The sequence below is a fragment of the Pannonibacter sp. I15F10I1 genome, assembly GCF_900185665.1.
Lineage (GTDB): Bacteria > Pseudomonadota > Alphaproteobacteria > Rhizobiales > Stappiaceae > Pannonibacter > Pannonibacter indicus.
In genome coordinates this window covers 69,732-82,955 of record NZ_FYAN01000016.1, presented here as the reverse complement: position 1 = coordinate 82,955, position 13,224 = coordinate 69,732, and the positions used below count along the sequence as shown (strand labels likewise).

Here is a 13,224-nt window from a genome sequence, read left to right as displayed (position 1 = left end):
GCATCTGAGACCGGCGGGCCCGTGCCTGCCGGTTTCGGCTTGAAAGGGGCCGCGCCCCGTAACCTGAGGACCGTCACCTGAGGACCGCCACACCAGGAGAAGCCGGATGAGGCACCGCCGCGTCCTGCCGGGACTGCCGCTATCGCTCGGCGTCACGCTGTTCTATGTCAGCCTGATCGTGCTGCTGCCGCTGGGCGCGCTGGTCTACAAGGCCGCCAGCCTCGGCCCAACGGCCTATTGGCAGATCGTCTCCTCCGAACGGGCGGTGGCGAGCTACATGGTCACGGCCGGTTCCGCGCTGGCGGCAACGCTGTTCAATCTGGTCTTCGGCCTCATTCTGGCCTGGGTGCTGGTGCGCTACGAGTTTCCCGGCAAGCGGCTGATCGATGCCATGGTGGACCTGCCCTTTGCCCTGCCGACAGCGGTGGCCGGCATTGCGCTGACCACGCTCTTCGTGGAAACCGGCTGGATCGGGCAGTTCCTTGCGCCTTTCGGCATCAAGGTCGCCTACACGCCGCTCGGCATCATGGTGGCGATGGCCTTCACCAGCCTGCCCTTCATCGTGCGCACGGTGCAGCCGGTGCTGGAGGATCTTGATCCGGCACTGGAGGAAGCGGCCCAGTCGCTCGGCGGCTCGGATGCGCGGATTTTCCGCAATGTGATCCTGCCGCTGCTGACCCCGGCGCTGCTGGCGGGCACCTCGCTCGCCTTTGCCCGCAGCCTTGGCGAATTCGGCGCCATCATCTTCATTGCCGGCAACCAGCCGTTCCAGACCGAGATCACGGCGCTTCTCGCCTTCATCCGGCTGGAGGAATACGAATATCAGGCCGCCGCCGCCATCGCCTCGGTCATGCTGATCACCGCCTTTGTCATGCTGGCCATCACCAACCTGCTGCAGGCCCGTGCCCTGCGCTACATGTCGAGGGGCTGAGCCATGGCCTATGCCCATACCTCCCGCAAGCCGCCCCGCGTCGGCGACAGCCCGGCCATCCGCCGCACGCTGATCGGCATCGTGCTGGGCGTTGGCGCCATCGTGCTGCTGGCGCCGCTGCTCGTCATCTTCGCGCAGGCCTTCAGCAAGGGCTTCGGCTTCTTCGCGGCCACCATCGCCCAGCCGGACACGCTGCATGCCATCGGCCTGACGGTGCTGACCGCGCTCATCGCCGTGCCCATCAACACGGCCTTCGGCATTGCCGCCGCCTGGGCCGTCACCAAGTTCGACTTTCCCGGCAAGCGGCTGCTGATCGTCGTGATCGAGATTCCCTTCTCCATCTCGCCCATCGTGGCGGGCGTCGCCTATATGTTCGTCTATGGGCTTCAGGGCCTGTTCGGGCCGATGCTGCAGTCGGCAGACGTCAAGATCCTCTTTGCCCTGCCGGGCATCGTGCTTGCCTCCATGTTCGTCACCGCGCCTTTCGTTGCGCGCGAACTGATCCCGCTGATGCAGGCGCAGGGGCGTGATCTGGAAGAGGCGGCGACCTCGCTGGGCGCTTCGGGCTGGCGCACCTTCCTGACGGTGACGCTGCCGAACATCCGCTGGGCGATGCTTTATGGCGTGGTGCTGTGCAACGCCCGCGTCATGGGCGAGTTCGGCGCGGTTTCCGTGGTGTCGGGCAATATCCGCGGCCAGACCAACACGCTGCCGCTGCATGTGGAACTGCTCTACCACGACTACAACACGGCTGGCGCCTTTGCGGCGGCCGCCATTCTCACGGTGCTGGCGCTGGTCACAATCATCGCCAAGCTGCTTCTGGAACGCGTTGGTGCAGGCCGTGCCTCTCGCCCGGCGCTTGCCGGTGCTCCGCTTTCCGGTGATCAGGCCAAGGGTGAAAAGCCATGAAAATCGTCCTCGACACTGTGGTGAAGACCTTCAACACCTTCCGCGCGGTGCGCGGTGTCTCGCTGGAAATCGAAAGCGGCGAGTTGGTCGCCCTGCTCGGACCTTCAGGCTCCGGCAAGACGACGATCCTGCGCATGGTGGCGGGCCTGGAATATGCCGATGAGGGCCGCATCCTCTTCGGCACGGAAGATGCCACAAACATCCCCGTGCGCGACCGGGGTGTGGGCTTCGTGTTCCAGCACTACGCCCTCTTCCCGCATATGACCGTCGCCGAAAACATCGCCTTCGGCATGAAGGTCTCCAAGACCCGACGCAGCCGTCAGGAAATCGCGGACCGGGTGGCGGAACTGCTGTCGCTGGTGCGTCTTGCCGGTCTTGGCGACCGCTTCCCCTCGCAGATTTCCGGCGGCCAGCGCCAGCGCGTCGCTCTGGCCCGGGCGCTCGCCGTTGACCCGAAGGTGCTGCTGCTGGACGAGCCTTTCGGCGCGCTCGACGCCAATGTGCGCCGCGACCTGCGCCGCTGGCTGCGCGAGATCCATGACGAGCTGGGCATCACCACGCTGTTCGTCACGCACGATCAGGAAGAGGCGCTGGATCTGGCCGACCGGGTGGTCATCCTCAATGAAGGCCGCATCGAGCAACAGGGCACCCCGCGCGATGTCTGCCGCACCCCGGCCTCGCCCTTCGTCACCCGCTTCCTCGGCGATGCCAACCGCTTCACCGGCGAGGCCCGCGATGGCGCGCTGCTGGTGGATGGCCAGCCGGTGGGCACCAGCGGAGAGGCGAGCGGGCCGGTGGAAATCTACGTCCGCCCTGCGGATCTTGGCTGGCAGAGGGAAGCGGACGGCGGCATCCCCGCCACCGTGCAGCGCGTCATCGACCATCCGGGCGGCCGCCGTCTGATCGTCCGCGCCACCGGCAACGGTGCGCCGGAAGAGGCTCTGGAACTGGAAGTGCCGTCGACTACGGATGTCAACGCCGGCGAAACCGGACGCCTCACCATCCGCAAGGCCGACATCTTTCCGCTGGCCGGGCTCTGAGCTTCAGACCCGCCGGGCCTCAGCGGCCCAAGCCTTCAACGGGCGGTCAGAACCTCGCCGCAGGTCTTCGGCAGGGCGGCAAGGGCCAGCGGGCGTTTCTTCTGTACGGGGGGCGGCTTGCCGGTTTCCGGATCGATCTTCGGCACCCAGGGGCCGTCCGCCAGCCAGGACGTCAGTTCCGTGCCGCAGCCGTCGCCCTGCGGCGGCTCGTCCTGATCGGCACAGCCCACGCTGCCCGCCGGGCAGGACATGCGCACGTGGAAATGATAGTCGTGGCCCCACCAGGGCCGCACCTTGCGCAGCCAGGCCCGGTCGCCGGTTTCGAACTGGCACAGCGCCTTCTTGATCGCCGGATTGACGAAGATGCGCGCAACGCGCCGGTCTTTTGCCGCAAGGCGGATCAGTGCGGCATGGGTATCCGTCCAGCGCTTCGGGTCCACGCTGCGGTCTGCGCCTGCCACATCCTGCGGCTGCTTGACCATGGAGATGGCGGAGATGTTTTCCCGCTCGTCTCGGCTCAAGACCCGGTCCGGCATCGGCGTCAGCCAGATATCCGCATCCAGGCCGATCTGGTGGCTGGAGTGGCCGGAGGTCATCGGCCCGCCGCGCGGCTGGGACAGATCGCCCACCAGCAGCCCGCGCCAGCCCACCTTCGGGGCCTTCGTCGCGAAGTCTTCCAGAAAGCTGATCAGCGCCGGATGGCCCCAATTGCGGTTGCGCGACAGGCGCATGACCTGCCAGGAGGGGCCATTGATGGGCAGGGCCGAGGCCCCTGCCAGGCAGCCCTTGGCATAGGAGCCGATGGCGCGGGAGGCGAGCGGCGCCGGGTCTCTCATGGCACCGAAATAATCCTTGGCCGGAGCATTGGGATCCAGATTGCGCGGCAGCCGTGACGCCGCCGCCTCGCGTGCGGCCGGCTTTGCCACAGGCGTGCCGGAGGCTTCCACCACCTGGGCAGCGTCAAACAGGCCGGAAAGCCCCAAAGCGGCGAGGGCAAAAGCAAGACGCCGGGCCGCAGTTGGCCGGGGAACACAGGAAAGATAAGCCATGAGCACTGAAATCCGTGGCGCGGGCCATGATGACCCTTGCCGGTGAATCTCAACAGAGTCGGGCGCTGAGGGCAAGCCTGCCGCGATCACGGACATGTCAGCGACCGCTTTCGGGCCGGTCTTTCATGTGTCCTTTTAGCCCCCTTTTCAGGCCGCTTCCCGCTCCTTTCCGGCAGTCGTGCCGGCCTCCTCAGCCTCTTCGTAGCTGGCTGCAATCAGTGCCGCCAGTTCATCCAGCACCAGCGTCTGATCGCGGATGATCCGGTCGGCCGCGCCGTTGAGCAGGATGAGATTGCCGGGCCGGCCATTGTCCATCTCCTCGGCTTCCGGCGGCAACTCGCCGTCAAAGCGGTAATAGGCGGGGCCGTCGAGATCGGCGAAAACCTGTTCCGCCAGACCGGCGGTGGCGGCCGCATGCCCGTCCTGCAGCACCGAGAGCAGCGGTGCGCCGTTCGACGGCAGCATCCAGCCGAGCGCGCCCCAGCGGCAGGCAGGCCCGAATTCGAAGGCCCGTCCGCCGGCATGGCCGGTGCCCAGCGAAATCACCACGATATCTTCTGCAGCCCAGCCCATGCGGCGGGCCTGCGCATAGGCGGCCAGCGCCGGATTGCCGAGCATGGCCGAGCCGCTGATCATCGCCTCGTTGCAGCCCCGGGTGAGATTGTCGATGCGGGCAGGCTCAAAGAACGACGGCTCGGCCATGGAGGCGCGCACCGCTTCCCAGAAGTAATAATCATCCGGCCGCGCCCCATCGGTCCCCGGCGCGCTGGACATCATCACCAGATTGCGCCGTTCGATGTCATAGGCCGGCAGCATCACATGGGTGAGGGCGCTGGCCATGGAGGTCCAGCCGAACCGGTCCTTCAGCATCCGCTCCAGCGGGCGGGCATCATAGCGCTCGTCGAAGAGGCCAAGCGGGTTGGTGACAAAGCGGCCAAGGCGCTTGCTGAAGCTGTAGGTGAACAGCTCGCGCGCCTCGACCTCGAAGAAATGGCGCAGGTCCGACAGGGTGCCCGCCGCTTCTCCCCCGGCGCCGCCGTTGCGCGGCGCGGCGAGGGCCGCAGCAACAAGGCCGCTGGCAGAGGTGCCGCAAATCAGGCTGAAAATCTGGTGCAGGGGCCGGGTCACGCCCGCACGGCGCAGGCGCCCGTCGAGAGCCTCAAGAATCCGCAAGGGGATGATGCCTCTGATGCCGCCGCCGTCCATGGACAGGATGAAATGCTTCGCCTTTCTGCTCACCGCAGGCCTCCTTGGTCTTCTCCCCGGCCAACAGATCCCTCTCCCCCGAGTGAAGATCACTGCCGGGCGCTGTCCCGTACCCGGCGGTGAGTGTTGACGAGGATTGCGACGAAGGGAAGGCGGAAGACGGCGTGTTTTCCGTGCCGCTTGCGCAAGGTCAAGGTTCTGTCATGGGCGGATGCTACCAAAACGGCGGAGGTGCGCCATGGATGAGCATGATATGACCGCCGTAAAATCTGCCGCTGATGCAAAGCCTGCAACTGCCCGCAAGAGCCCGGCCCGGACACGCAAGCCTGCGGCGTCAAAGCCGAAGGCGTCAGAGGGCACGGTGCCGCCCGCAGATCCTGCACTGGTGGAGTTGCAGGCAGATGTGGCCCAGCTTGCCGCCTCCGTCGCCGCAGATGGCGCTGCACTGGCCACGCGTTGGGACGGCTGGGTGGAGACGCCGGAATTTGCCCCGAGCGCGGCGAACCTCTCGCATTATCTTGCCCTGCGGCACAGGGATCTGCGGTCGCTGCAAAGGCGGCTGATGGCGGCGGGCCTGTCCTCCCTCGGCCGGGCGGAGAGCCGCGTGATGCCAACGCTCCATGCGGTGGAGCGCCTGCTGGGCGCTGCCACGGGACAGGGGCTGGCGGCATCCGCCTCTTCCGCGGCGCAGGTTGAACACTTCTTCGCCGGTGAGGAGCGCATCCGGGAAAGGGCCGATGCTCTGCTGGGCGCCTTGCAGGAAACGCGCCCGGCACGGCTGCTCGTCACGGTTCCGGGTGAAGCTGCCGGTGATCCCTCCTTCTTTATTAAGCTGGCTAATCTTGGTGTGGAAGCGGTGCGCATCAACTGCGCCCATGATGGGGAAAGCGCCTGGGCTTCGATGATCGCCCATGTGGAGGCCGCCGCCCATGCCACCGGCCGCCGGATGAAGGTGATGATGGATCTGCCGGGCCCGAAAATCCGCACGGGAGCCCTGAAGAAAGGCAAGAACGGCAGCCGGGTCTTCCCGGAAAGTGAACTGGCTGTGGTGCGTCCGGGCCACCTTGACGCGGCGCCGCGCAAGCTGCCGGCGATCGAATGCGAGCTGGGTCAGGCCCTGGAAGCGGCCGAGCCGGGGCACCGTGTCTTCATCGATGACGGCAAGCTGGCCGCAACCGTTCTGTCGGCACAGGACTGGGGGCTGGTGCTGGGCATCGACACCGGTCCTGAAATCGAAGGTTACAAGCTGAAGCCCGAGAAGGGCATCAACTTCCCCGACAGCGATGTGCTGGTGCCGGCCCTGACCGCCGATGACCGGGACTTGCTGCCCTTTGTGGCGCGTCATGCGGACGGGGTGGAGTTCTCCTTCGTGCAGACCCCGGAAGACGTGGAAGAGCTGCAGGCAGTGCTTGCCCGGGAACGCCCGGAAGACTGGCGCAGCATCGGCCTTGTCCTGAAGATCGAGACCCGCCGCGCCGTGCGCAACCTGCCGGACATGCTGGTGCGCGCAGCCGGGCGCCAGCCCACCGCCGTGATGATCGCCCGCGGCGACCTTGCGGTGGAAATCGGCTTTGCCCGGCTGGCAGAGATGCAGGAGGAAATCCTCTGGCTCTGCGAGGCCGCGCATGTGCCGGTGATCTGGGCGACGCAGGTGATGGAGAGCCTGATGAAGACCGGGATCGCCTCACGCGGGGAAATGACCGACGCCGCCATGGCCGCACGCGCCGAATGCGTCATGCTCAACAAAGGCCCGCATCTCTTCCGGGGCATTGCCGTGCTGGAAGGGCTGCTGACGCGCATGGGTGGGCACATGCACAAGAAGGCCCACCTGCTGCGCAGCCTGCAGAGCTGGTAGGCTTCATCTTGGGTTATCAGCCTGGAGACGCCAGCACCTTGTAGAAGAAGGTGCAGCCCTCCGGCTCACCGCTCTGCGGGTGATTGGCATAGGCAGGAATGCGGCCGAGGATCTGGTAGCCGAGCTTGAGATAGAGCTGTTCGGCTGAATCGCCTTCGCGGGTATCGAGGGTGATGAGGCTGCGGCCCCGCTCGCGGGCCAGCCGCTCCACCTCATGCATCAGGGCTTCTGCGATGCCACGGCGGCGGAAGTCCGGATGAACCAGCAGCTTGCGCACATCGGCCCGGTGCGGCTGGTTGGGCGGGGTGTCGCAGGCCAGCTGCACCGTGCCGGCAATGCGGCCCTCCACAACGGCCAGCAGCAGATCGCTGTCGCCGCTGGCGACGGACGGGGCCACCTTCTGTTCAAAGAAACGGCGGGCGTCCTCCCGCGTGAAGGGTTCCACAAAGCTGACGCTGGCCCCGCCGCTGACGCAGCCGAAAAGCACGTCTGCAAGGCCATCAAGGCATGCATCATCCAGCTGCGCCGGGCTGCGGCGCAGGTCAAGGGTCATACCGGACAAGGAAGATCTCCTACGTAGGGGGGCTTGTACCAAGGCTTTCGATGCTGGCGCATCACGCCTTGAAATTGCTCAGGTGCCGCACGGGCTTGACCAACTCCCGATGAGTCAAGCTCATCGGGAGTTGGTCTCAAACCATGAAAATCAGGTAGCAGGCGCCGGTGTCTGCCGGCGTTTCGAAGCTGTTGCCGCCATAGAGCTGGAACCGCAGGCAATCCCCCGGCGCAAGCTCATGCGCCTCGCCTTCGAGTGTCACGGTCAGCTTGCCATCCAGCATCACCAGATGGTGCTCAAGGCCGGGGCGGGGAGGGGCCTCATAGGTGATGGAGGTGCCGGGCGGCAGAACGGATTCCAGCACCTCACCCGACAATGCGCTGGTGGGCGGAGAGATGACACGGCGGCGGTGGCCGGTTTCCGGGTCCGTCCAGACGGGCTGGGCCTCCCGCCGCACCACGGCGGGAAAGGCATCCTCCGCCATCTGCATCAGCCGCGACAGGGTCAGCCCATGCGCCGTGCAGAGCTTGGCCAGAACGGCCGTGGTCGGGCTGACTTCGGCATTTTCCAGCCGTGACAGGGTGGCGCGGCTGACGCCGCTGAGGGCCGCCAGCTGATCAAGCGAAAACCCCTTTTCCTGGCGCAACTGGCGCAGGCGCTGGGCAATCTGCTGATCAAGTTCAGCCTGGTCTGATTTCTTGTTTTCCATATTCGGGATTAAATCCCAAATATGGAAAATCGTCAAGCAGGGATGAGGGCCGGCTTGAAAAAACTCAGCAGGCCGCTTCCAGAACGCGCTCTGCCGTGCCGCTCAGGGGCACGGCCAGCGGCGTTTGCTCAACACCGGTCGAAGACAGGCGGTAAAGATGCCCCTGTTCCACCGGCCGCCAGCGCGCGCAGGCGCCTTCCAGCGGCTCCGAGGCAAAGGCGCGGCCGCCATGGTCCAGGCATTCGGAGATGTAAAGCGTGGGCGCTGCCGCATCGTCGGCGTAGCGGAAGGCGAAAAGCTCCGTGCCTTCGGTGAAGACACAGGTGAGCCGGATGGGCTTTTCGCCCGTGGTCCGCCGGGCGGCTATATCCAGCACCTGCGAGAGCGTCAGATCCAGCGCCGCGCGCGGGTTCTGTTCCAGGCCGTTGGTCAGGAGCAGCAGGAAGAAGAGTTCGGAATCCGTCGTGCCACGGCGCAGCGCGTAGAAATCCTCATTGATGAGCATTTCCATCTCGCGGCGGATGCGGGCGAAATCACCGATGTTGCCATTGTGCATGAAGGCCCAGCGGCCATGGGCGAAGGGATGGCAATTGTCCCGTGACGTCGCTCCTGTCGTCGCTGCGCGCACATGCGCCAGAAACAGCCGCGACGTCACCAGCCGGCAGATGCTCTGCAGATTGGTGTCGGCCCAGGCCGGCAGCACATCCTTGAACAGGCCGGGCTCTGCTGCATGGCCATACCAGGCAATGCCGAACCCGTCGCCATTGACCCTGAGCTTTGCCTCCTGCGCATCCAGGCTCTGCACGAGCAGGGAATGCCGGGGCTTGGCAATGATGTTTTCGAGCGGGATCTCGGTTCCGAGATAGGCAGCCAGACGGCACATGGTTGGGGACGGCCTGTAAACTGTTGCGACAGGGAGGGAATGGGCGGCAGCCAGCGAAGCAACCTTCCAATCCCGGCAAGATTAAGGACACTGAGCCGGGATTGGATACGGATTTTCCGTCAGGATCCGTCCTATCCTGGGGAATCGTCCCACCCAAGCATTAACACTTCGATATTTTTCGCCCCCGCGGGGAGATTGGGCCGCGCGTTCCAGAGCGGAATGGGTCAGGTGTATTGCGCAATGCCCCGGCCGAAGGACCAGCAGTCACGCGGCACTTCGATGAGGGAGACCATCACATCGTCATGCAGGACGCCGGCCTTGCGGCCGAGCTTGTCGCAGATGGCCTTGTAGAGGTTCTTCTTCATCTCGACGCTGCGGGTGTTGCTGACGGTGATCTGGATCAGCAGAAAGGCATCACTGCGCTCCATCTCGGGGAACGAGCCAAAGAAGAAGTCCTCCCGCGTCTTTTCATTGAAGACCATGTACTGGTCGTCATGAGGGATGTCGAAGCGGGTCATCAGCGCCTCATGGATGCATTCCATGATGAGCTGTTTTTCCTCGGCGCTGCGGCCGGGAAGCGAGAAGATCTGTGTGACCGGCATAATCGTTTCCTCCGTTTCAATCCTCCCCGGCCCGGCCCCCCAGCCCCCGAAAGATTGGTTAATGATGCGTTAATCTTTTCCCCCGAAACTCCACTTCAGATTCGCCGCCCGCAGCCCAGGATGGAGCCCGGAATGCAGCTTTCGATCCAGACGACGACAACCTCCGCCAGCCTGCTTTCCGTGACCCAGTCCTCCGCTGGTGCGTCCGGCAACCCGGCGGCAGGCAAGGCTGGCTCCGGACCTTCAACCAAAGATAGCGCAAGTACTTCTCTTCTGGAAGCTGCAGCCAAAAAAGCTGAAGAAGATGCTGTCGTCATCAATGCCCTGCGCGACGCTGCGCAGAAGGGCAAAACTGACGAAAAGGAAAGCGGGAAAAAATCTCTCGCCAGCATTGAAGATTATACGGATACCGCCAACAAGATCCGTTCGGCCATCGGTGAGAATGCGAGCGGCAGCTCCGGTTCCGCGTCTGTTGCCTACGAAAGCGCAACCATTACGGAGACCCTGATCGAAGGCGAGATCGGCGGCCAGAAGATTTCTGCCTCCTTCGTGTCCTATGACCGCGTTTCCTATGACAGCGCGACCGGCCTTTCGGCCCGTTCCGCCAGCTCAGGCAGCATCAATGTCAGCGGCAACGGCGTCTCCTCCAGCTACCAGAGCGCGTCGGTTTCCTCGCTCTATGCCGGCACGCGCGAACAGATCGGCACGCTTCTCTCCAGCGCCGCCTGAGGCCTTCCTGCCCGGCCAGCATCCGTAATGCTGCGGACCGGGCCGCTGCATCGAAGCCTTGAGCCTGCCGTCCTGCTCGGGTACACCCGGACAAAAGAGGCTTCGGCGGCCGGTTTCAGGGTGACTTCAGGTGGATAATCTCAAGGCGGAACTTCTGCGCGGTCTGTGGTACGTGGCCTGTCCGGGTGCGGAGATCAAACCCGGCGCGATGACCGGCAAGAAGCTGATGGGCGACATGGTGCTGCTGGGCCGGGACAAGGCCGGCAAGGTGTTCGCCCTGCGCGACATCTGCCCGCATCGGGGCATCCCCCTGCGCCACGGCAAGTTCGACGGCGAGACCGTGCAATGCTGCTATCACGGCTGGCGCTTTGATACGGATGGCGTCTGTGTCGATATCCCCTCCACCCACGAAGACCAGACCATCGACTTTTCCAAGATCACCTGCGGCGCCTATCCCGTCGTGGAGCAGCAGGGGCTGATCTGGGTCTATTTCGCCGCCAATGGCGAAAGCCCGGCGGAAGGCCGTCAGCCGCAGCCGCCGATGCTGCCGGACTTTGCGGTGGAGCAGGGCCCGGCCCTGCACATCATGCAGCACTTCGTCTGTTCGGTGGACCATGCGGCCCTCGGCCTGATGGACCCGACCCACGCGGCCTTCGTGCATACCTCCTGGTGGTTCAAGAAGAACGCTGCGAAGCTGCGCCCCAAGCGCAAGCTGTTCGAGCCGTCCGAACTGGGCTGGGCCATGGTGCGCCACAAGCTGCCGCCGCAGAACATTGCCTACAAGCTGCTGGGCGATGATGTGACCACGGAAATCCGCTACATGCTGCCGGGCCTGCGCATCGAGCATATCAAGGGCTCGAAGCACTCCGTCGTCGGCCTGACCACCATCACCCCGGTGAGCGAGGACGAGACGGAAGTGCGGCAGATGTTCTGGGCCAGCATGGGCTGGATCGGGCCGTTCAAGCCGCTGATCCGCCACCTGATGAATGTCTTCCTCGGTCAGGACCGCCGTGTCGTCATCCAGCAGCGTGAGGGGCTGGAGTACAATCCCAAGCTCATGCTGATCAATGATGCAGATACGCAAGGGCGCTGGTGGATGCAGCTGAAGCGGGAATGGTCCGCCTCACAGGCCGAGGGGCGCGCATTCGTCAATCCGGTGCGTGGCCGTGAGCTGCGCTGGATGAGCTGAGAGGCAGCTGGCATCTACTCATGACTTCGCGAACGCCAGATTTATACCAAGGCGCTGAGATGCTGACGCATCACGCCTTGAAATTGCTCAAGCGCCGCACGGGCTTGACCGGCTCTCGATGAGTCAAGCTCATCGAGAGCCGATATTAGTCTATAGATTAACATTTGACCGACTTTGTATCAGGTAATAATATTATAGATCAAATTATAATTATGTTTCTGCTTATTTCAATATTTAACAGGATTTTCTTTCGAGTTTTTCATGCCCAGCGCAGTTCGAAAAAGGTCTATTTGGCATGATGTACCCGTTTTGTAAAATATAGATTTTAGCTGCGTTCGTACTGTCTCTCTTTTTACGTTATGTATTTCGGCGATTTTAGCTATGGTGTTGCCGGATAATATTCCGGATAAGACTCTGATTTCTGCGGGCGATAACCGGTATGCGGCGGCAATTTCCAGCGGTGTAGGTCTAAAATTTGCCGCTGTCGCATCAAACAGAATCGCAACGACAGGACCAGCGAAAAACTCTGCTGCTTTACTTGCGCCAAGCCTGACCATCCTGAGGTCGGTTCTGGGGCATGTGAATGTTCTGCTTTTTACGAAACTGCGCCGAATCAAAGTCTCCAGTGCGTCCTGAAGTTCGCTTTCCCGAAAACGGAGCCTGCCCTGTGGGCAAAGGTCAGCCGGTATGCCGCGTGCAAGAGCGCGCTCCCCTTCAGTTGAAGCTTTGATGATTCTCATATTTTCATCAATCAATATGAAGCCCATGCGGTTCGCATGCGCGGCACCTTCAGCAAAATCGGCGGCGGAATCATAAAATGCTTCAGATCTGTAATATCTAAAAGCCCTCTGAAGGTGTGGTGACAGGCGAGTTAAAGTGCAGGCTCGAAGCAGATTTCTGTCTGTATTTGTATCTTCAGTAAGTAAGCTCAAGAGAAAATAATACTTATCGTCTGAGAATAGTGTTAGGCCAATGCCTGTTTCGAGTTTGTGATTTCTGAAGTAATCATTATAATACTCGCTGCGGACAAACTCCCCTCTGTCCACGATATGCTCGCCGATGATGCCTTTTCCTATAGGTGTAGCGGCTACCTTTTTCATCCATGGATTTTTCTCGTTGTAATACAGGGTGTATTCCTCAAGAGCCTTTTCTCTTCCTCGATGGCCTGCCACAAATGCTAGATCACCTGTCTGGCTTCTGAAATCATGATAAAAGAAAGTCGCTAGGGAGCCAGGAATAGAGGCGCAAATCCTGTCGAGAAATACTTGCCAATCAACCTCGCCAAGCAGCGCCGCGTAGATGGTATCGATCAGTTCGTTTTCGAGATCTTCAGTATCCCACAAAGCCCAAACTCCACATAATACCAAGGCGCTGAGATGCTGACGCATCACGCCTTGAAAATGCTCAAGCATCGCACGGGCTTAACCAATGCCCGATGAGTCAAGCTCATCGGGCATTGGTATAAGCTGTCGGATTTTTTACCTGCTCTAGCTTTTATGTTCGGCATTATGAGGGCGCATCTTCGCTCTGAACAGAGCCAGACGCTTCATTCATGTAAAAATGCGTGTC

General features: G+C 62.7%; 13 protein-coding genes. 6 read left to right on the top strand and 7 right to left on the bottom strand.

Annotated elements, in window-relative coordinates; all coding sequences use genetic code 11:
* The first annotated feature begins 106 nt into the window (after nt 1–106).
* The 3 genes from cysT to IF10I1_RS11640 are packed head-to-tail and all read left to right on the top strand — an operon-like array spanning nt 107 to nt 2,880.
* Nucleotides 107–931 carry a sulfate ABC transporter permease subunit CysT gene (gene cysT, locus IF10I1_RS11650; RefSeq protein ID WP_019963628.1) on the top strand — a complete coding sequence of 275 codons (825 nt, stop codon included), beginning with the start codon at nt 107–109 and terminating at the stop codon, nt 929–931.
* 3 nt (nt 932–934) lie between these two features.
* On the top strand, nt 935–1,840 hold the full coding sequence (gene cysW, locus IF10I1_RS11645; protein ID WP_050474320.1) for a sulfate ABC transporter permease subunit CysW: 906 nt from the start codon (nt 935–937) through the stop codon (nt 1,838–1,840).
* Complete coding sequence (locus IF10I1_RS11640; RefSeq protein ID WP_186392899.1) at nt 1,837–2,880, top strand: sulfate/molybdate ABC transporter ATP-binding protein; 1,044 nt, start codon at nt 1,837–1,839, stop codon at nt 2,878–2,880. Before cysW ends, IF10I1_RS11640 begins: the two co-directional genes overlap by 4 nt.
* A gap of 35 nt (nt 2,881–2,915) precedes the next feature.
* On the opposite strand, the gene mepA is transcribed toward IF10I1_RS11640, so the two are convergent.
* Entirely contained in the window at nt 2,916–3,929 is a 1,014-nt protein-coding gene (gene mepA, locus IF10I1_RS11635; RefSeq protein WP_058898175.1) for a penicillin-insensitive murein endopeptidase, read from the bottom strand.
* 147 nt (nt 3,930–4,076) lie between these two features.
* Nucleotides 4,077–5,168, bottom strand: a complete 1,092-nt coding sequence (locus IF10I1_RS11630) for a patatin-like phospholipase family protein (protein WP_082675872.1) — start codon at nt 5,166–5,168, stop codon at nt 4,077–4,079.
* Nucleotides 5,169–5,373: 205 nt separating this feature from the next.
* Here IF10I1_RS11630 and IF10I1_RS11625 point away from each other — a divergent pair, with 205 nt between their 5' ends.
* Nucleotides 5,374–6,990 (top strand): pyruvate kinase, encoded by a 1,617-nt coding sequence (locus IF10I1_RS11625; protein ID WP_186392898.1) that lies wholly within the window; start codon nt 5,374–5,376, stop codon nt 6,988–6,990.
* 16 nt (nt 6,991–7,006) lie between these two features.
* Here IF10I1_RS11625 and IF10I1_RS11620 read toward each other — a convergent pair whose 3' ends face one another.
* The 4 genes from IF10I1_RS11620 to IF10I1_RS11605 form a co-directional block, all read right to left on the bottom strand.
* Entirely contained in the window at nt 7,007–7,543 is a 537-nt protein-coding gene (locus tag IF10I1_RS11620; protein ID WP_186392919.1) for a GNAT family N-acetyltransferase, read from the bottom strand.
* Nucleotides 7,544–7,679: 136 nt separating this feature from the next.
* Nucleotides 7,680–8,252 (bottom strand): helix-turn-helix domain-containing protein, encoded by a 573-nt coding sequence (locus IF10I1_RS11615; protein WP_186392897.1) that lies wholly within the window; start codon nt 8,250–8,252, stop codon nt 7,680–7,682.
* A gap of 64 nt (nt 8,253–8,316) precedes the next feature.
* Complete coding sequence (locus tag IF10I1_RS11610; protein ID WP_122519115.1) at nt 8,317–9,135, bottom strand: class II glutamine amidotransferase; 819 nt, start codon at nt 9,133–9,135, stop codon at nt 8,317–8,319.
* A gap of 224 nt (nt 9,136–9,359) precedes the next feature.
* Nucleotides 9,360–9,737 carry a tautomerase family protein gene (locus tag IF10I1_RS11605; protein WP_050474326.1) on the bottom strand — a complete coding sequence of 126 codons (378 nt, stop codon included), beginning with the start codon at nt 9,735–9,737 and terminating at the stop codon, nt 9,360–9,362.
* A 132-nt stretch (nt 9,738–9,869) separates the two neighbouring features.
* On the opposite strand from IF10I1_RS11605, the gene IF10I1_RS11600 reads away from it, so the two are divergent.
* Together IF10I1_RS11600 and IF10I1_RS11595 are read left to right on the top strand one after the other, a co-directional pair.
* A complete protein-coding gene (locus IF10I1_RS11600; RefSeq protein WP_058898172.1) occupies nt 9,870–10,466 on the top strand; it encodes a hypothetical protein in 597 nt (198 codons plus the stop codon).
* Nucleotides 10,467–10,596: 130 nt separating this feature from the next.
* Complete coding sequence (locus IF10I1_RS11595; protein WP_186392896.1) at nt 10,597–11,655, top strand: aromatic ring-hydroxylating dioxygenase subunit alpha; 1,059 nt, start codon at nt 10,597–10,599, stop codon at nt 11,653–11,655.
* Between the two features lie 227 nt (nt 11,656–11,882).
* On the opposite strand, the gene IF10I1_RS11590 is transcribed toward IF10I1_RS11595, so the two are convergent.
* A complete protein-coding gene (locus tag IF10I1_RS11590) occupies nt 11,883–13,067 on the bottom strand; it encodes a helix-turn-helix transcriptional regulator (RefSeq protein WP_186424508.1) in 1,185 nt (394 codons plus the stop codon).
* Between the last annotated feature and the right edge of the window lie 157 nt (nt 13,068–13,224).